15 protein-coding genes are annotated in these 19,185 nt (G+C 50.0%); 3 read left to right on the top strand and 12 right to left on the bottom strand.

What is annotated here, in order from left to right; genetic code table 11:
• Positions 1-610: 610 nt before the first annotated feature.
• The 6 genes from D328_RS0122035 to D328_RS0122010 all read right to left on the bottom strand — a co-directional run bounded on the left by D328_RS0122035 (position 611) and on the right by D328_RS0122010 (position 7,082).
• The gene (locus D328_RS0122035) at positions 611-1,405 is read right to left on the bottom strand and encodes an ABC transporter ATP-binding protein (RefSeq protein WP_018887217.1); all 795 of its coding nucleotides are present in this window, start codon (positions 1,403-1,405) and stop codon (positions 611-613) included.
• A complete protein-coding gene (locus D328_RS0122030; RefSeq protein WP_051091187.1) occupies positions 1,405-2,364 on the bottom strand; it encodes an ABC transporter permease in 960 nt (319 codons plus the stop codon). Before D328_RS0122030 ends, D328_RS0122035 begins: the two co-directional genes overlap by 1 nt.
• Before the next feature lie 155 nt (positions 2,365-2,519).
• On the bottom strand, positions 2,520-3,554 hold the full coding sequence (locus D328_RS0122025; protein WP_018887215.1) for an ABC transporter substrate-binding protein: 1,035 nt from the start codon (positions 3,552-3,554) through the stop codon (positions 2,520-2,522).
• 364 nt (positions 3,555-3,918) lie between these two features.
• Positions 3,919-5,004 (bottom strand): bifunctional diaminohydroxyphosphoribosylaminopyrimidine deaminase/5-amino-6-(5-phosphoribosylamino)uracil reductase RibD, encoded by a 1,086-nt coding sequence (gene ribD / locus D328_RS0122020; RefSeq protein ID WP_018887214.1) that lies wholly within the window; start codon positions 5,002-5,004, stop codon positions 3,919-3,921.
• Positions 4,991-5,761 (bottom strand): GTP cyclohydrolase II, encoded by a 771-nt coding sequence (locus tag D328_RS0122015; protein WP_018887213.1) that lies wholly within the window; start codon positions 5,759-5,761, stop codon positions 4,991-4,993. Before D328_RS0122015 ends, ribD begins: the two co-directional genes overlap by 14 nt.
• Positions 5,762-5,978: 217 nt before the next feature.
• Positions 5,979-7,082, bottom strand: a complete 1,104-nt coding sequence (locus D328_RS0122010; RefSeq protein ID WP_018887212.1) for an FAD-dependent monooxygenase — start codon at positions 7,080-7,082, stop codon at positions 5,979-5,981.
• Between the two features lie 262 nt (positions 7,083-7,344).
• Here D328_RS0122010 and D328_RS0122005 point away from each other — a divergent pair, with 262 nt between their 5' ends.
• The 3 genes from D328_RS0122005 to D328_RS0121995 all read left to right on the top strand — a co-directional run bounded on the left by D328_RS0122005 (position 7,345) and on the right by D328_RS0121995 (position 12,056).
• On the top strand, positions 7,345-7,692 hold the full coding sequence (locus D328_RS0122005) for a winged helix-turn-helix transcriptional regulator (RefSeq protein ID WP_025680695.1): 348 nt from the start codon (positions 7,345-7,347) through the stop codon (positions 7,690-7,692).
• Between the two features lie 286 nt (positions 7,693-7,978).
• A complete protein-coding gene (locus D328_RS0122000; RefSeq protein ID WP_233426235.1) occupies positions 7,979-9,991 on the top strand; it encodes a DUF6359 domain-containing protein in 2,013 nt (670 codons plus the stop codon).
• A gap of 343 nt (positions 9,992-10,334) precedes the next feature.
• The gene (locus D328_RS0121995) at positions 10,335-12,056 is read left to right on the top strand and encodes a bifunctional metallophosphatase/5'-nucleotidase (RefSeq protein WP_018887209.1); all 1,722 of its coding nucleotides are present in this window, start codon (positions 10,335-10,337) and stop codon (positions 12,054-12,056) included.
• A 224-nt stretch (positions 12,057-12,280) separates the two neighbouring features.
• Here D328_RS0121995 and phnE (D328_RS0121990) read toward each other — a convergent pair whose 3' ends face one another.
• The 6 genes from phnE (D328_RS0121990) to D328_RS0121965 all read right to left on the bottom strand — a co-directional run bounded on the left by phnE (D328_RS0121990) (position 12,281) and on the right by D328_RS0121965 (position 19,108).
• On the bottom strand, positions 12,281-13,087 hold the full coding sequence (gene phnE / locus D328_RS0121990; RefSeq protein WP_018887208.1) for a phosphonate ABC transporter, permease protein PhnE: 807 nt from the start codon (positions 13,085-13,087) through the stop codon (positions 12,281-12,283).
• A gap of 17 nt (positions 13,088-13,104) precedes the next feature.
• On the bottom strand, positions 13,105-13,920 hold the full coding sequence (gene phnE, locus D328_RS0121985; protein WP_018887207.1) for a phosphonate ABC transporter, permease protein PhnE: 816 nt from the start codon (positions 13,918-13,920) through the stop codon (positions 13,105-13,107).
• Positions 13,910-14,725: a phosphonate ABC transporter ATP-binding protein gene (gene phnC, locus D328_RS0121980; protein WP_018887206.1), complete on the bottom strand. Its 816-nt coding sequence runs from the start codon at positions 14,723-14,725 to the stop codon at positions 13,910-13,912. The genes phnE (D328_RS0121985) and phnC overlap by 11 nt, the downstream gene beginning before the upstream one ends.
• Positions 14,726-14,891: 166 nt before the next feature.
• On the bottom strand, positions 14,892-15,992 hold the full coding sequence (locus tag D328_RS0121975; RefSeq protein ID WP_018887205.1) for a phosphate/phosphite/phosphonate ABC transporter substrate-binding protein: 1,101 nt from the start codon (positions 15,990-15,992) through the stop codon (positions 14,892-14,894).
• Between the two features lie 304 nt (positions 15,993-16,296).
• Complete coding sequence (locus D328_RS0121970) at positions 16,297-18,813, bottom strand: FAD-dependent oxidoreductase (protein WP_018887204.1); 2,517 nt, start codon at positions 18,811-18,813, stop codon at positions 16,297-16,299.
• Positions 18,806-19,108 carry an ArsR/SmtB family transcription factor gene (locus D328_RS0121965; protein WP_018887203.1) on the bottom strand — a complete coding sequence of 101 codons (303 nt, stop codon included), beginning with the start codon at positions 19,106-19,108 and terminating at the stop codon, positions 18,806-18,808. The genes D328_RS0121970 and D328_RS0121965 overlap by 8 nt, the downstream gene beginning before the upstream one ends.
• Positions 19,109-19,185 lie beyond the last annotated feature (77 nt).

The raw sequence follows: 19,185 nt of genomic DNA, 5'->3' as shown, positions 1-19,185 counted from the left end.
TTTGATCGGAATACGTTGAATGCTTTGAATGTAGTCGAGTGCTTTGAATGGAACTGAAAAATTGAATAAATAAAGTCCATCATTAGCGATACGCATATGGTAGCGCTACCATGAAGGGACATTACAACGCCTCAGCTCTTGGAGTTCCGCCTAACGCCTGGAGTACCGCACCAACAAATCAATTGTGCTTTCTAAGTCTATTGAACATCACGTCTTCAGGAATGGCCAAGCCAGCGTCCAACATATACTGGGCTTTCATGCTCTTCATTCTTGGTACCAAGCCTAATCGTGACTTGTGCTTCTCAGGCCAGAACTCCCCTACCCATCATTATATCTTGATCATACGCCACATTCATCGACGGGAACATAAACAGAATACGGATGATGATGGACTATATTCGGTTCGTGACGTATGAAAAAGAGGCCAGACCCTGGAACGGGCTAGCCTCTTGTCATGAACAACTTGTTTGTTATCACGATTACCTTTGTTTATTATCACGCATACCTTTGTTTAATTACTTTTACGATTGTTTGTGTGATGATCTGTGTAACTGTCTGTACGATTGCGATTCGTTCACTTCGCATGCCAGCATCACACTTTTTGAGCTCTCTAGCCAAGCACGATCCGATCATCCGCCAGCTTTTCACCGCTAATCCGTTCGAATTCACCAAGCAGCCGCTCCACGGTCAGCCCCTTCTTCTGTTGTTCATTAACATCCAGAATGATGCGGCCCTTATCCATCATAATCAGGCGATTACCCAAACGGATTGCCTGATCCATGTTGTGGGTGACCATGAGCGTGGTCAGCTTCATATCGCGAACTATGCTCTCCGTCAGTGTGGTGATCAATTCAGCCCGGGCCGGGTCAAGTGCTGCTGTGTGCTCATCCAGTAGTAGAATATCCGGCTGGGTGAAGGTTGCCATAAGCAAGCTAAGCGCCTGCCGCTCCCCACCAGAGAGCAATCCCACCTTAGCACCCAGACGATTCTCCAGTCCGATACCAAGCCGCTGTAGCTCCTCACGAAAGCGATCGCGCTTGGCAGCCGTAACGCCGAAGCCGAAGCTGCGCGATTTACCGCGGGTGTATGCCATCGCCAGATTCTCTTCAATGGACATATTTGGTGCCGTACCTGCCATTGGGTCCTGGAATACGCGTCCAATCCAGCGGCTACGCTTGAATTCCGGGAGCTGACTAATATTCCGGTCCGCGATGCGGACTTCGCCCGTATCTGGCTTCATGACACCAGAGATGATATTCATCAGGGTGGACTTGCCCGCTCCATTACTCCCGATCACTGTGACAAAGTCACCAGGCTTCAGATGAAGATTCGCTCCGATCAACGCAATCTTCTCATCTACAGTCCCTGGATTGAAGAGCTTCGATACATTTACGATATCCAACATCAGCCTCGACCTCCCTTGCTCTGGCTCCCTGAGCCCAGCAGCTCAGCCGAACGTATCTTGGCCATGGCATTCTGCTTCAGGGCTCGCCGAATGGTCGGCACGACGAGAGCGATAATGACGATGATAGCAGTAATCAGCTTCAGGTCAGAGGATTCGAACCATTTGATCTGTAGAGCAATGGCCACAACGAAACGATAGACGATAGAGCCCAGAATGACAGCAATTGTCGCCCGGAACACCGTTTTGGCCCCGAAAATCGCTTCCCCGATAATAACGGAGGCCAGCCCGATCACGATCATGCCAATCCCCATCGTAATATCAGCGAAGCCCGATTGTTGGGCGATGAATGCCCCAGACAAGGCCACCAGTCCATTGGACAAGCTGACACCGACAATCGTCGTCGTGTCTGTATTTGCGCCAAAGCTGCGAATCATGCGCTTGTTGTCGCCTGTCGCGCGCAAGGCCAGACCCAGATCAGTCTTCATGAACCAATCAAGTGCCAGCTTGAACACGAGCGTAACGACAAGCATAACGAGGGTGATAGAGGTAAATTCCCATACCTTACGCGGCAGATCCGAGAAGATTGTATCCGCACCAAGCAGGGACACATTCGGTCTGCCCAGTATTCTCAGGTTAATCGAGTAGAGCGCGATCATCATCAGAATACCGGACAGCAGTCCGTTAATCTTGCCCTTCGTATGCAGCAGGCCTGTGCAGGCTCCAGCAGCCAGACCACCGATAAAGGCCGCAACACAAGCTATCCAGGCGGGGGTGCCGTTCGAGATCATAATCGCCGCGATGGCTGCTCCTGTCGTGAAGCTCCCATCCACCGTGAGATCGGGAAAATCCAGAATACGAAACGTAATATATACACCGAGTGCCATCAAAGCATACAGCAATCCAATCTCCAGTGAGCTGAAGAAGGATGATTTAAGAATAGTTAACAAAATCAATATCATAACCTCCTGCCACAAATACGTAACAAGCAGCGTTCATTCGTGGACCCCCTCTTGATTCGCAAAAGAGAATAGGGCTGTTTCGGCAGAAACGAAACGCCCTATCCCAGCTCCCCGCCTAGACGTAGGTAACTGATCCGTGTACAGACACTGCTGGTCTATTCGATAATATTATTGTCCGGGTCCTGCACCTTGGATCTCATGGAATCCGTTACTTCTACACCCTGTTCTTGCGCTGCTTTGACGTTCAGGATGAGATCCAGCTTATCAGGTACTGTAACCTTGAGGTCTCCTGGCTTAGCTCCATCTACGAGAATCTGGGCAGCCATTTGACCCACTTGATAACCATGATCGAAATATTTGAAGCCAACAGTTGCCATGGCTCCCTTCTCCACCGTATCACGATCACTGGAGAAGAACGGAATGTCATTATCATTCGCAACCTGGATGATTGTATCCACGGCACTGACTACAGAATTATCAAGAGTAATGAACATCGCATCTACATTCCCTACCAGAGAGTCAGCAGCCTGCTTGACTTCGGAGGTGTTCGTAATCGGTGCTTTGACTACTTCAATGTTATGCTTGGCAAAAGCTTGCTGAGCATTCTCAGCCATGACCACTGCATTAGGCTCGCCTTCATTAAGAATCAGACCAACCTTCTTCACATTAGGTAGCTCTGTAGCGATGAAGTCTACCAGCTCAACTACAGCTTCTGGATTCGTATCCGAAGCCCCGGTTACATTACCGCCCGGCTGATCCAGATTGTCGACAATCTTGGCACCTAGCGGGTCAGTTACAGCTGCGAACAAGACGGGCTTGTCCTGAATCTGCTGCACGAGTGCCTGCGCCGATGGCGTAGCAATACCAAGTGACAGATCCGCGTCACCAGAGGCAATCTTCTGAGCAATGGACAGATTCGTGGCTGCATCGCCCTGAGCGTTGTTGTAATCTACGGTCAGATTCTTACCTTCTTCAAGACCAGCTTCCTTCAATGCTGCGAGGAAGCCTTCACGAGTGGAATCCAGCGATGGATGCTCTACAATTTGTGAGATGGCAATCTTGTAGCTCTTGCTATCTCCTGCCCCTCCTGCTCCGTTCTCGCCTGCAGTCTGCTCGCCACCTGTACTGTTGCCGCAACCCGCTGCAATCAACAGGCCAGCCAGCATCAAACTAGTAAGTGCTTTTTTCATCTCAATGACCCCTTTCTGTATACCTGCTCCCATAGTAAATTTCAATGCGGTGAGACATAGTCGGTTCGACGCTTCTATGCATCCTTGCTTTTCCTTAGGAAAGTAATAAAGCAAACGAAGACGCATGAGGTACATGTCAGTCAATCTTACACCACAAGAATTCGAATATGACTTTAATATTAAGGGGGGCCGTATTATTCGTCAATTGGAAATCACTGAATCTACACAAAGAACCCCCGCCAAGGCAGGGGTAAGATGCAACGCTTATTCTAAAGACGATTCCTAAGCTGGCTCGAATACTGTTCAGAGCCTTATATCGACTCTGCCAGGTTCTATATCATTCCCTTATCTGCAAGGGATATCGTTACCGAAAATAAGCCTGAATCTTCAGATCAGGTCCGATCATCTCGGCAGTCATGCGGTTCAAGCGTAGCGCTTCATCCATCTTGGCCGCTCCTGTACCTTCTACGAAGGTAGGAGCATATTGTCCGCCCACGAGCTTCGGTGCCATATAGAGCACCAGCTTATCAGCGAGCCGCTGTTCCACGAAGGAAGCGTTGATCTCACCGCCACCCTCCACGAGCAGCGAGGATATCTCATTCGCTCCCAGCTCATCCAATACCTGCTCCAGCTGCACACGGTCCGCTCCTTGAGTAGGAATGACGCGGACTCCGAGCCGTTCCAGCTCACGACGCTTGCCTTCATCGTAGCTAGCCGCCGTAAAAATCCAGGTTGGAGCCTCGCCATCATTCACAACACGGGATTCGAGTGGGATTCGTAGCTTGCTGTCCAGAATGATACGCAGCGGATTTCTCCCTCCTGGCAGCCTTGTCGTCAGCTGCGAATCGTCATGAATGATGGTCTGCACGCCAGTCAGAATAGCTCCCGCTTCATGGCGGAGCTGATGCACATCCTCACGCGCCTGCTCGGAGGTAATCCACTTGCTGCTGGCCGTACGAGTCGCAATTTTGCCGTCCATCGTGACGGCTGCCTTCAAGGTGACGAAGGGGCGCTTCGTCACGATGAATTTGTTAAACACTTCATTCATAGCCTCGGATTCCTCCGTAAGCACACCACGGATGACCTCAATGCCTGCTTCCTCCAGAATACGTACTCCACGTCCGGATACGAGCGGATTCGGGTCCATTGCAGCTATAACTACCTTGCTCAGCCCCGCCTCTACGATGGCCTCGGCACAAGGACCTGTCCGTCCGTGATGGGAGCAAGGCTCCAGCGTGACATAGATAGTCCCCCCTCTAGCTTGCTCTCCAGCCATACGGAGGGCGTGAATCTCGGCGTGAGGCTCACCTGGCTTCAGATGTGCTCCGATCCCCACGATCCTGCCATCCTTCACGATGACTGATCCAACCATGGGATTCGGTGTCGTCTGCCCCTTTGTCATCTTGGCATTGTTCAATGCCAGACGCATGAAATCCTCATGCGTATTCATGATAGATCCCCTCATTTTCTCCATAGTGGCCTGAACGCTCCACTTTCGTCTTCAGATATCTAGCATTATATTCGGATACATCGCCCCATAACGGAACTCTGCCCTCAACATTCATTCCGGACGATCTTAGAGCCTCCAGCTTCTTGGGGTTGTTCGTAATCAGCTTCACAGGCAGCTGTCTCAAGTGCTGCAAAATGCTGATGGCATCGGTATAATCACGTGAGTCATCCTTGAAGCCCAGCTCCAGGTTAGCCTCAACCGTATCCAAGCCCTGCTCCTGCAGGATATACGCCATCGCCTTGCTGAACAAGCCGATCCCACGACCCTCGTGATTAGCCAGATAAAACAGTGCCCCTGCTCCGTTTTCTACAATCATCTTCATGGATTGATGCAACTGGAAGCCACAATCACAACGCTTACTGCCGAAGATATCCCCCGTATGACAGATACTGTGCATGCGGATCATCGCGTGCTCAGCATGCGCAAAATCGCCGTACACCAATACGCTGGATTGTTGTCCTTCTGCCAGATTAAAGGATGACAAGCGCTTAATCAAGGTCTCCGCTGTTGCCGTCCGGCACAGCTCCCGGTCCTCTTGGTCCTTCACTGGAAGCCAGCAGTACCATTGAAAGACAACAGTCTCCCCATCCAGATTGACCGGAAGCTTAATGGGGCCTACTAATATATTGGAGGCTGTCTCGGAGACTACGTTATGAATCTTATCCTGAAGCAATTCTACTGCATTATGTTGAAGCATAGAAGCACCATCCTTTGGCTCTGTGTATTTATCCATCGTAAATGATCATTCTCAATAGTCCCTGTTCATGAACCACTGTAACGAACCATGAAATCTTTAAAATATCTACGTATTTTCCAAGAGGTCAGCCTACTGTGACAGAGCTTTTCTTCCACCCTCCACTTTGATGAATGGTTAAGACAGCTTGCCAGATCTCACTAGACATCGCTAGACTTCGTTAGACCTCGCTATATTCAAAATGCTGGCTGAACGCTTCTTCCATCATAAACTGCCGTTCCTGCTGCTGCTCGGCTGCTGCCCGTCGCTTATACTCAAAGCGACTCAATCGAGCTGCGGACACATCCCCTGCTCTTAGGCAGGCAAGCAGCTCGTCTGCGAGCACATCGGCATCAGCGAGCGCAGCATTCAAGCCGAAGGCCCCCGTAGGCGTCATCGTATGAGCGGCATCACCGAACAGCACAAGTCCGTCCTTCACCCAGGTATCACAGCTGGCACTGAATATTTGCAGCAGCACGAAGTCCTTCCATGAGGTAATATGTCTGCTCACCTGCTCATTCAGATCAGGGAATGCCTGAGCAAACAGCTGAATGAACGGCTCGAAAGATCCTTTTACCAACGCAGGATAGGAACGCTCTTCAATATTCCAGCCAATCTGTACATGCTCATGAGTCTGAGTAAAGAGAGATAGCTGATGCCCGTTCACGAGGGCAAATCTGGAAATGGGCTCCCAACCGGATGGGGTAGGAATCTTCGCCCAGAGCATGTCATATCCGTGTCCCGCCTTCTCTACCCCAATGCCAGCCCGCTTGCGTACGGTGGAATAGCGTCCGTCCGAGCCTGCAACAACTGCGCTATGGACCTCCAGAAGCTCACCATCTGCCATACGAACGGTAACACCGCAATAGTACCCCTGCTCATTCTGAAGCAGATCAATCATCGTTGCCCCGGTAAGCAGCTTGAAATGCTCATATCGGTTGGCTCTCTCCAGAATGGCATGAAGCAGCTCGGTCTGCGATATGTGGATGCCCACATGACCGACCTCCTCCTGCGGAACGATGGTCTTGAGAATATGCTGCTGTGCCCAGTATTCAATGCGCTCCAGCTTCAGATAAGCATCCGTGGGCATTTCCTTCAAAATCCCATGCCTCTCCAGCACCTTGAAGCCTTCTTCATTCACTAGTTCACCTCGGAAGGCTGCTCCAATCGACGTCTGCTTCTCCAGCAAGATTGTAGAGATGCCATTCTCGACCAATAGACAAGCAAGCAAAACCCCTGCCGGACCACCACCAACAATACATACTTCATAATCCAGATTTATCATAAGCTCCACCCATTGATATTAAGATAGCAAATGTTTATTTTCTTAAGATAAAGACTGCATAACAAACGAAACTTCATGGAATAAGTACACTTCAAAAGAACGAGTACACACTTCAAAAGAAGAAGTACACTTCAAATCATCTAATTACTTTATGTAACGAATTATATTTAAATAACAAACTTCCGTCAAGTATATAATTTTAGTAAAGTAACATTGTATAATTTGCATAGTTTAGATATAATGATAACAAGAGGTGATTACTATAGAACTCCCACAATTGTGTCCCAGGTTCGAGAGAGCGGTTGAGATTTTGAGTAAACGCTGGACCACGCTTATAGTTCATCAATTGTTAAATGGTCCCCAGCGATTCGCTGCGATCGAGAACTCCTTGACTCATCTGAGCGGTAAGGTTCTATCCGAACGTCTGAAGGAGCTGGAAGAGGAAGGTATCGTTCAGCGGACGGTATATCCCGAGAAGCCTGTACGCATTGAATATTCCCTTACGGACAAAGGCAAAGAGCTCGCCCCATTATTTGACGATATCTCCCATTGGGCGACTCGCTGGATTGAGCTGCCTGCCACTGCGGAGGCTTCTACCGCCAAACGTTAATTACACGTCGTCCTTTTTTTCAAAAGCTCGCTTTCATGAGTTCCAACGAAAGCGGGCTTTTGTATTGGAATCGAGCTTTGACGACAAAACACGATAAAACAACATTACACAAAATGCGAAAAAATCTGTGCATAAAGACCTATTTTTCGAAATTTTATAATTTTATTACAAAATTAGGTAGTAAAATCATCATTCCTTCGTTACCCTCAAAGTGTGTTGGATAAAATTACATGCAGGAGGGATTGGCAAAGTGAGAAATCGATGCTTCAAACACGCAGCAAGCCTGATGTTCATCTTCACGCTCTTATTATCATCATGGACGGGGACCTCGGTACAGCAGGCGGCAGCGGCGGATGCGCTGACCGTTAGCGAAGCTATTGCTCTAGGCAACAACGGTAGTTCTGCAACGGTAGAGGGCTATATCATTGGACATGCTACTGGCTCTAATGCTGCAAAATTCCAGGCCCCTTTTGCTAACGACTTCAATGTACTGATCGCAGATACTACGAGTGAACAGGACAAGACCAAGCTTGTGAATGTACAGCTCACTGCTTCATATCGTGGCGATTACGGGCTGCAGACGAACCCTGACCTGATCGGCACCAAGGTGCGGGTAACGGGTACACTGGCGGCCTATAATAATTTCCCAGGACTGAGAAGCCCAAGCGCTATCACTCTGGCAACTGATGATAACGGTACTCCTGGAGATGGCGACGGTGGCGGTAACGGAGATGGCGACGGTGGTGATAATGACGGCGGGACTGATCCCGGCGACAACATACCTCCACTGGAGAACGGGGCCGGCAAAAAAGTTCTGTTCGATAACACCCACGCCCAGACAGCCGGAGCAGCAGACTGGGTCATCGAAGGTGCATTCTCCGATTTTGCCGATGGGCTGAGGGCTGAGCAATTCGAGGTGGATCAGCTCGAACGCTCGATCCCTTATACTTTTGGAGAACAGGCTATTACGTATGACAAGCTGAAGGATTATGATGTATTCATCGTTGGTGAAGCCAATATTCCATTCAAGAAATCCGAGCAGGACGCTATCCTGCGCTTCGTGGATGAAGGCGGCGGCTTGTTCTTCATCTCGGATCACTATAACGCGGACCGTAACAAGAATCGCTGGGATTCCTCAGAAGTCATGAATGGCTACCGCCGCGGAGCATATAACAATCCGACACTGGGCATGTCTGCTGCCGAAGCAGCCTCTCCTGCCATGCAGGATATCGTAAGCTCCGATTGGCTGGCTGATCATTTCGGATTACGATTCCGTTACAATGCAATTGGTGATGTGACAGCCACAGATATCGTTGCTCCTTCCCAAGCCTTCGGCATTACCGCAGGTGTAAGTGGTGTAGCGATGCACGCTGGCTCGACGCTGGCGATCATTGATCCTGCACAAGCTAAAGGAATTGTGTATCTTCCGCAAGGCAACACCCCTGCTTGGAGCTATGCTGTGGATCAAGGGGTCTACAACGGTGGAGGCCAGGCTGAGGGCCCTTATGCAGCGATCTCCAAACGAGGTCTCGGCAAGGCTGCCTTTATCGGCGATTCCTCTCCGGTAGAGGATGCGACTCCGAAATATTTACGTGAAGAGACAGGTACTTCTAAAAAGACCTATGACGGCTTCAAGGAACAGGACGACGCTGTATTCCTCGTGAATACAGTGAAATGGCTGGCGATGCAAGAAAATTACACCAGCTTCGATCAGGTGGACGGCTTGACGCTGGACACACCAACGTCTCTGCTGCCCATGGAGATACCTGCGAATTCGACAGAACCACAGCCAGAGCCATGGGCAGAACCAGCTCCAGGCTATCTGTGGTATGACCCGACAACATTCAAGCCCGGCTCCTACGGTGCTACTCAAAGCTCGGGTGGAACCGCTGGCTACAGCCTGTCCGTCCCAGGTAATCTCACAGCTGGTGGGACATACACCTTGACCGTCACAGCGCAAGGCTTGAACCCTGGACAGACCGTATCGGATCTCCGTGCTGGCATTTACTTACCTGGCGGTGAGCAAATTGCCCGCTTCCAGAGTGCTAACGGTAGCTGGTCTTCTTATGGATACAGTCCGACCTTTGCAGCTACAGCCGACAATGATGGAAAGGCAGTGTACACCTTGACTTTCCAGTTGAAGGCTGGCGCTGCAGGCCAAGCTAGCATGCGACTCAGACAAGGCAGCAACAATCTGCTGACCGAGTCGGTTACCATTGGAAGCGCGACGACATCCGCAGCACCGATCATTCCGTTGCATCCTGCGATATCGAGCTACTCTGAAGCTCTCGCAAGCTGAGCATGTTCAGCCTAGATATATGCGATCCATTAAGGCTTATATAGACTCATTCAAATTCATCAAGGCTTGATTTGAGAAATATTTCAGGCTTACTAAGACCCCACCAAAGCTTCATTTAGTCTGTTGAAATTAGTTGAGATTAGTCGAGATTAGATGACTCTATTCAAGCTCCAGACTGCCCCCTGTCTCCTGACAGGAGGGCAGTTTTTTTACATTGCTTTTACATAACGCATACAGAGTAAAGCATTCCGAGCGCTAAGCTTAAGAGGTGACTTTACACACGTAGTTCTGGGCGAAGCATTATAGGAAATATCGCCTAGGACTGCGTCATAAGAGGAGGAACATGATCGTGACCGCAGCTGTGCGCCGTCAAATTGCTATTTTGACAACAAGTGATATTCACGGGTACATTCAACCCTATTCGTATATGGAGGGCGGACCGTCCAATCTCGGCTTCGCCCGAATCGCAACACTGCTTCAAGAAGAGCGTGACAGATGGGGCGATCGCATGCTTTATGTGGACAATGGTGACAGCCTGCAGGGCTCGCCGCTAACCTATTATCAGGCCAAAATTGATAGCTTTGCCGACAACGCCGTCGTCTCTGCGTTGAATGCGGTCCGTTGTGCCGGAGCAGTCATTGGCAACCATGAGTTCAATTTCGGACTTGCCCACCTGCAAGAAGCCATGCTGCAATCCGACTTCCCGTGGCTCTCGGCCAACACAGTATCTGCATCCACTGGTGAGCCAGCCTTTGGTCAACCTTATCTGCTGCACGACACATCAGAAGGGATTCGGATCGCCGTACTTGGCCTGACTACAGCGCATATTCCCGTATGGGAGCTGCCAGAGCATATCGAAGGCCTTCGCTTCGAAGACCCGGTAGCTTGTGCTCGGCATTGGGTGCCTTATCTCAGGGAGCAGCTGGAGGCGGATATCGTCATTATCTCCTATCACGGTGGCTTTGAGCGAGATCTTCGGTCCGGGGAGCCCACCGAGGCATTGACGGGTGAAAATCAGGGCTACGAGCTTTGTCACGAGGTATCTGGCATTGATGTACTGCTGACCGGGCATCAGCACAGACAGATTGAGGGTCTTCATGTGAACGGCGTCTGTGTCATTCAGTCAGGCACGCAGGGGCAATTTCTTGGCAGAGTCATATTGGAGCTGGAGTTAGCATCGGAATTCGATTCAGCATTGCAGCCAGAGTTGGAGCCATGGATGGAACCCGCGTTGAAGTTGGACACGCAACCGTTGAAGCATCTTCCCACCGCGAAGCTATCGGACAGCCAATCCGACCCTAAGCCTCGCTGGAGACTGCTCTCGGCCCATTCCGAGCTGCTTGCAGCAGGCGAAGTGGAGCCAGCAGAGCACATTCTCGAACGGACGGCTCCCGTCGAGGAGCGCTTGCAGCATTGGCTGGACCAGCCGATTGGCGAGACCGCTAATGACATGCGCCTGGTGGATGTGCATCAGGCACGTCTGGAGGAGCATCCCTTCGTTGAATGGATCAACAGGGTGCAAATGGAGGTTAGCGGAGCAGCCGTCTCCTGCTCTGCCCTGTTCGACGACTATGCCCCTGGCTTCGGTGAGCGGATCTCAATGCGAGATATTCTCGCCAACTACAAATTTCCTAATACGCTGCGTGTCTTAAGGGTGACGGGACAAGATATCCGTGAGGCACTTGAATTATCAGCCACCTATTTCTTGCTGGAGGCAGATGGCCACATCGGTGTTCATCCATCCTTCCTCCTGCCGAAGCCCCAGCCCTATAACTACGATATGTGGGAGGGCGTAAGCTACACCCTTGACGTATCACGTCCTGTGGGAGAGCGGGTAGTGATGCTGGAGATCGACGGAAAGCCGCTTCAGCCCGAGGCCGAATATGAAGTAGTCATGAACAATTACCGCGCAAGCGGCGGTGGCGGGTTCGATATGTTCCGTGGCAAGCCTGTCATTAAGGAGCTACAGACGGACATGGCAGAGCTGCTCGCCGACTACATCCGTTCGAAACGAACCATTAGTACCACCGTGAACCATAACTGGCGCGTAATCAGCAAGAGCTGACACCCAACTCTCCCTAAACTACGAGCACTGCAAATACAAAAAAACAGGAGCTATCGGATAATTAATCCTGGTAGCTCCTGTTTTTGTACAGCATGTTACATAGCTCGGGTTCAATCACCTTTGGGAGACTAGATATCAATATCTTGCTGCCAATTATATAGCTGGATATGAGCGGTCGACAGGGCCCCTCACTTGCAGCGGCTCCATGCTCACATCATGCTCCGCTAGCCCTTGACCAGCTTGGAACGAAGTCGATTAGATACCCACTCGATGATCAGGATCAGGACTACCAGCCCAATGAGAATGGCTCCGACCTGATTCCACTTGTAGCTTCGCATGGCGAAGATCAGCGGTGCACCAATTCCACCTGCGCCGACGAGACCCAGAATGGATGCCTCACGCATATTCATATCGAAGCGATAGATCATGACGGACAGAAAGACCGAGAACAACTGGGGTACGATACCGAAGCGGATTTTCTCAAATGTCGTACAGCCAACCGAGGTCATCGATTCCAGGACTTTCGTATCCAGCTCCTCAATCGCATCCACGAAAAGCTTGGACAGCATACCGATGGAGACGAGCCCCACGGTAAGCACGCCGGCAAACGGCCCAGGGCCCGTTACACGAATCAGCATCAGACCATATACCAGCGCTGGAACGGTCCGAATCGTAATAAGCAATAGCCTTGTAACCCAGGATACGGGCCTTGGTACTACATTGGATGCAGCCAGAAAGGCAAGCGGGACAGCCAACACAGAGCCTACCAGCGTCCCCAGAAAGGCAATGGCCACGGTCTGAAGCAGCAGGTACAACACGCCTTGCTCCGTGAAATTAAAGAGCAGGGCGAGATCCGGCTGAAACAGACCTTTAAAAATATTAATCGCAATCCCTGCTCCGCTCTGATCGATATCTTTCAGATTCACTGTCGTCAGTGACCATACAAAGAGTACGAGAATAACTGCCATAATCGTCAGGAGGTAGCGATGACTACGTGGTGCAGCCTGCAGCTCCTTTTCTACTGTCGTCATAGGTCCTATATTCTCCCTTAGATTAACTTTTTCCGGAAATGCTCGCTTATCGTCTCAATGATGTACACGGTGACGATCAACGACAAAATGATCATGCCGACGCTGGAATACTCCCGCCAGCCCAGATTCTCATTGATGAGCAGTCCGATCCCTCCAGCCCCGACATACCCCAGAATCGCTGCATAACGGACATTGCCCTCAAAGCAAAATAGGGAGGTCGACAAATAGCTTGGAAGAATCTGCGGGAGTGTCGCGTAGCGAAAAGCCTGGATTCTCGTCATTCCGATGGACTCCATGGCCTCAAAGGCTCCCATGTCGACATTTTCAATCTGCTCGTAGACCAGCTTCCCCACATACGATACGGTAAAGAGCATGATTGCTACCGTTCCTGCCATCGGCCCCAATCCGAAGATGAAGGTAGCAATCAGTGCAGTCACTAGGGTTGGCATTGTTCTTAGCAGACTCAGTAATGTCTTGCTGATGACGACGATGACTTTATTATGAACAATATTCGAGGAAGCCAGCACAGCCGCAGGAAGGGCAAGCGCCGCCCCGATCATGGAGCCGAGCAAGGACATCTTGAGCGTATCCAGCAGCGGTCCCCATATGGATGAGAAGCTATTCCAATTGGGAGGAATCATATTCCCGATAATGACAAAAAATTGACCGATCCGCGAGAACAGCACATCCAGCTTGAAGCCGGTGAACTGAACCGAGAAGATGGTGCAAATCAACAGAATAATGATGACCAGCGGTGTTCTTGATCTTCTTTGCAGGACGACTTTACCACTGGGTAGCTTGATCTGGTGTGGAGGAAAGAGCTTATCCACCATAGACAGAGCCTCCTCCTACGGCAACGGGCTCTGCTGCATGCTCGTTAAAGGATGCTTTCTCCTCCTCAAATTTGCCTCCATAAATGTGCTCCAGAATATCTGTATTCACTTGGGAAGCTGCGCCGTCAAATACGACCTCGCCTTTGTTAATTCCGATAATACGATCTGCATATTCCAACGCGATTTCCACATGATGAATATTCATAATGACGGAAATATTCATAGCCTTGTTAATGTTCTTGAAATCGTCCATGACGATACGTGACGTCACCGGGTCCAGTGAGGCAATCGGCTCATCCGCCAAAATGATATCAGGGCTCTGGGCCAAGGTGCGCGCCAGTGCTACCCGCTGTTGCTGACCACCTGATAGCTGATCTACACGGACGAATGCCTTGTCGAGTATGCCGACCTTATCCAAGGCCTCCAGTGCCTTGATCTTCTGATCCTTAGTGTACAGTCCTATCCATTTACGCCATTGCGGCAGGTCCGGCACAAAGGAGACCAAGACATTGTTAATGACCGTCGTTCTCGTCACCAGATTGAAGGATTGGAAGATCATTCCGATTCTCCGCCGAAACTGTCGAACCTGCTTTCCCTTCAGCTTGGCCACATCTACCTTATCAACCAGCAGTGTACCTCCAGTGATGTCATGCATTCGGTTAATGCAGCGAATGAGCGTAGATTTACCGGCACCGGAGAGACCGATGACCGCTACGAACTCCCCCTGCTCAATCTTCAGATTAATGTCTCGCAATGCGGTCGTTCCATTGCTGTAAGTCTTGTCAACATGATTAAATTCGATCATGGAACTACTCCAATCGTTATTAGTGAGTGATTCATAACCCCGTGATAAGCTTGATAACATGGCGGGAAGATTCATAAAACCAATGAGAACATCCAAAAAGCCGATGTTCTCATTGGTCTCCATGATGGGCCATCTCTGATATTTATCGTAAGTGCCCGTTGCCGTCTTACTTCTTCATATTTCTGAGCAACTCTTGGGCTTTTCTCTCGCCATCGTAATCAGCTGCTGTAGCTTCCTTATAGCCTTCATGCGTGTAGACTGCGATGACTTCTTTGCCTTCTGGTGTCTGTGCAATAGCGATGAACGCTTTTTGCAGTGCAGCCTTGAAGGCATCATCCATGATTGGGCTTGTCTTGCTGACACTAATGGTATCGTTATAGATTGGCTGTGTTACACCAATAACATTGGTCTCATCCCAGATCGTGCCGCTACGACCGAAGTCTTTTGTCCATTGGTCCACGTAGTCTCTTCTTGCATCCGCATAAGCTACGATAATATCAGCTTGTCCGGAAGCCAGTCGCGCAAAGGAACTACCGTAAGAGTCCGATTGTGTAACATGTGCCAGATCAGTTAGGCTCTTCTGGAAATTGTCCTGCAGCCACAGGGTAGGATAGATGTATCCAGCCGAGGATGAGGAAGACATAACTGCCCAGTTCGCACTGTTCAGATCCTCCCAAGTCAATTGCTCACCTTTATTTACTTTCTCAGCCAGCTCTTTACCCTTATCCGTAGGACCCGCTATGAAAAGGCTGCGGTAATAAGTAACTTGATCGCTTGTAGGGTCTGTCGGCTTGTTGTCATTCCAATCCTTCGCCGCATCGGAGTCATTGGACAGTCCTGCACGGGTTGCCGTCAGAATGACGTCTGCTCCATCATCATACAGAGCATAGGTACCTCCCGGAATAAAGCCGATATCTGTAGTACCCGCTGACAATGCTTCACCAACAGCTTCGTATGTGGTTCCAACATTGATGTCTACGTTACCCACTGTATAGCCTTCCGTCTCCAGTTGCTTCTTGAGAAGCTCCTTAAGCGGCTCGGTTGTCGTTACGATTTGATCCGGATCTTTGGATGGTACAAAGCTCACCTTTAGCTCCGGAATTTCCTTGTTTGCGGAAGAGGTATCCCCAGTGGTTTCCCCTGCTGGCTGCGTTCCAGCTCCGTTACTTTCTGTAGTGGTACCTGCACCTCCGGATGCGCAGCCTGCCATCAGCCCTATGACCAAGATCCACAGAGCAACAAACATCAATCTGTTTTTGACTTTCACGTACACTGACCCCTTTTTTGGTAGATTTGTTAACACTCTGGAACTATACCAAACATGAACTATCATACTGCTGAAATATCAGAGCGAATTCAATTCTATGTAAAGGAAATGAAAAAATTAGCATATTGAAGAAAAACACAATAATAAAAGTACTATAGTAATACAAATAAGCCGTCACCCATGATCCTTGATGACGGCCTGTCTATGTTGAATCAAGTTACTCCCTGACTGAATAAAGTTCCTGTGTGTAGAAAGTCCACTAGTCCTGCACAGCTAATTTGGGATAGCCCCATTGGATGTGAATTTAGATAAAGAGATTAATTCCGGATTGATCCGCTTGTCCCAGGTAGTAGCCCACTCCTCCAAGTCGTACACCGTCAATCAGCTCCTCTGGCTTGATGCCCATGACATCCATGGACATTTGGCAGGCGACAAGCTCCACTCCCTGCTGGATAGCCGTCTCAATCAACTGCTCCAAGGAGAGAATTCCCTGGCTTTTCATGACACCACGGATCATTTTTGGGCCCGCACCAAGCATGTTCATACGTGACAGCGGGAGCTTACGGCTACCACGCGGCATCATGAGACCGAGCATACGACTGATCCCATTTTTGACGACAGGTGTCTTGGTGGACTTGCGAATGACATTCAATCCCCAGAACGTGAAGAACATCGTAACCTTCTTGCCGCTAGCTGCTGCTCCATTAGCAATGATGAATGATGCAATAGCTTTATCCAGGTCGCCACTGAATACAACCATACTGGTGCCTGACGCAGATGCCCCTCGATTCAATTCAGCGTTCGGCTCTAAGCCTTTCCCCTTCTGAATATAGGCCTCAATTCGCCCACCTGGCAGTCTGTTAAGCTGAAGCAGATCAGCTTGAACCATATTCGCCCAGGAGCGAATATCCTCGTAGAAGCCTGGATCTGACGCAATAACATGGAGTACCTGACCCTCGCTTAGCTGATCCATCTGCTGGCGTACCTGGATTAACGGACCAGGACAGGATAGTCCACAGGCATCAAGCACAACGTCTGCATGGGCAACATTCGTACTAGTCTCGCCTGACATGCTGTGGGTTGATGACTCATGTACAGCTGATACCGAGGCCGAGCTCGTTGCCGCTACCTCCCTTCTGACTGTCTGCCTTGTGCTACTGTCATCGCCTTGCCCCGGCTGATACATGAACATTTGATAGCTCTTGTATCCTCCTGTCAGATTCCTAACCTTATAACCAAGCTGACTTAGAATTCTTGAGGCCGTATATCCTCGAAGACCCACCTGACAATAGACCCAAATCTCCTTCTCTATATTCAGTTCCTGCAATCGATCTCGCAGCTCATCTACTGGAATAAGTAACGAGCCCGGGATGTGACCATTGTTATGCTCTAGCTCTGTTCGTACATCAACCAGAATCGTATGCTCGGGATCACGTCCTTGCAGCTCCTGTGGGACGAATACATCCACCAGTCCCATTAATACATTGTCTGCAGTGTAGCCTGCCATGTTCACAGGGTCCTTGGCCGAGGAGTAGGGAGGAGCGTAAGCGAGCTCCAGCTCAGTCAGATCCGTCACCCTGCCCCGCATGCGGATGACCGTCGCGAGGGTATCTATTCGCTTATCCACGCCCTCGTAGCCCACTGCTTGCGCACCCAGAATGAGCCCCTCATCGTTGAACAGGAGCTTGATGGTCATTGGCATTGCCCCTGGATAATAAGTCGCATGTGAGGAAGGATGAACATAGATCACGTGATAAGGTATGCCTTCTCTGATCAACGTTTTCTCATTGTTCCCCGTCGCCGCTGCTGTCATATCAAACACCTTCAAAATGGACGTACCCTGTGAGCCTTCATATGTTCTGTTCAGACCACAGATATTGTCTGCAGCAATTCGCCCCTGCTTGTTGGCAGGACCGGCAAGAGGCACCGCTGTGATCGCCCCATTGACATAGTCTCTGACAGCCACAGCATCTCCTACTGCATACACATCTCCAAGACTTGTCTCCAATCTCTCATTTACAAGGATATGGCCGCGAGGGTCCCGTTCGATCCCGCTCTCCCGCAGAAAATCGGTGTCCGGGGTAACACCAATAGCAAGCAGCACCATATTACCTTGAATAAAGAAGCCATCCGCCATGTGCACCTCGATACCATCTGCTACATCCCGGAACGATTGAACCTTGCGGGACATCAGCAGTTCGACACCACGCTGCTCCATCTCCTTCGCAACAATCCCAGCCATTTCTGAATCCAATGGTGACAGGAGCTGAGGACTTCCTTCGACCAGCGTGACAGCAAGACCAGCCTCTCGCAGATTCTCAGCCATCTCCACGCCGATGAAGCCGCCTCCGATGACAATGGCTGATGATATGCCGTCCTCGGTAATCATTTGTCTGATCCGATCTGTATCTGGAATGCTGCGCAGCGTATAAATGCGTGGACTGTCTATGCCCGGAAGCTGTGGCCTCAGTGGTCGTGCCCCTGGAGACAGAATAACCTGGTCATAGCTCTCCTCATAGCTTCCACGTTCTTTGCTATGGATTTGAACAATCTTCCTGTCCGGATCTATACCAATGACTTCGCTATCCGTCCGAATATCCAGATTGAACCGTTGTCGCATAGCTTCCGGGGTCTGCACCATTAGTCTGGAACGGTCTGTAATCACACCACCTATATAATAGGGTAGACCACAGTTCGCATAGGATATATATGAGCCCCTCTCAACCAGAACAATGTGGGCACTCTCATCCAGTCTCCTCAATCTGGCCGCAGCAGATGCCCCACCTGCGACCCCGCCGACAATGACAATTTTCTTACCCATGAAATATTTCCTCCTCTGCAACGAGCACCCTTACCAGTTGTCTGATTCGGTCGTTCGCAATCGTATAATATACTTCCAAGCCATTGCGCTTCGCTTCGACGATCCCTGCGCTACGCAGCTTCTGTAAATGCTGGGATACTGTTGATTGTGGAAGATCCAGACATTCCTGCATGAAGGCCACATTACACTCCTTCTTGGTCAGTAACCCGTTGACAATACATAGCCTTACAGGATGGGCCAGCGCCTTCAGCAGCTCCGCAGCTTCTCCATAAGTTGTGATGACATCCTTTTGCATCAGTACTAATCCCCTCTCGAAATCGTTATATTCATATATTACGATATAACGATGCGAAATACAAACTCTTTACTACC

Origin of the sequence: Paenibacillus massiliensis 2301065 = DSM 16942 (assembly GCF_000377505.1) — a bacterium.
In the GTDB taxonomy this organism is placed as follows: Bacteria; Bacillota; Bacilli; order Paenibacillales; family Paenibacillaceae; genus Paenibacillus; species Paenibacillus massiliensis.
The sequence above is the reverse complement of the archived record's forward strand: the minus strand, read 5'-3'. Positions and strand labels throughout refer to the sequence as shown.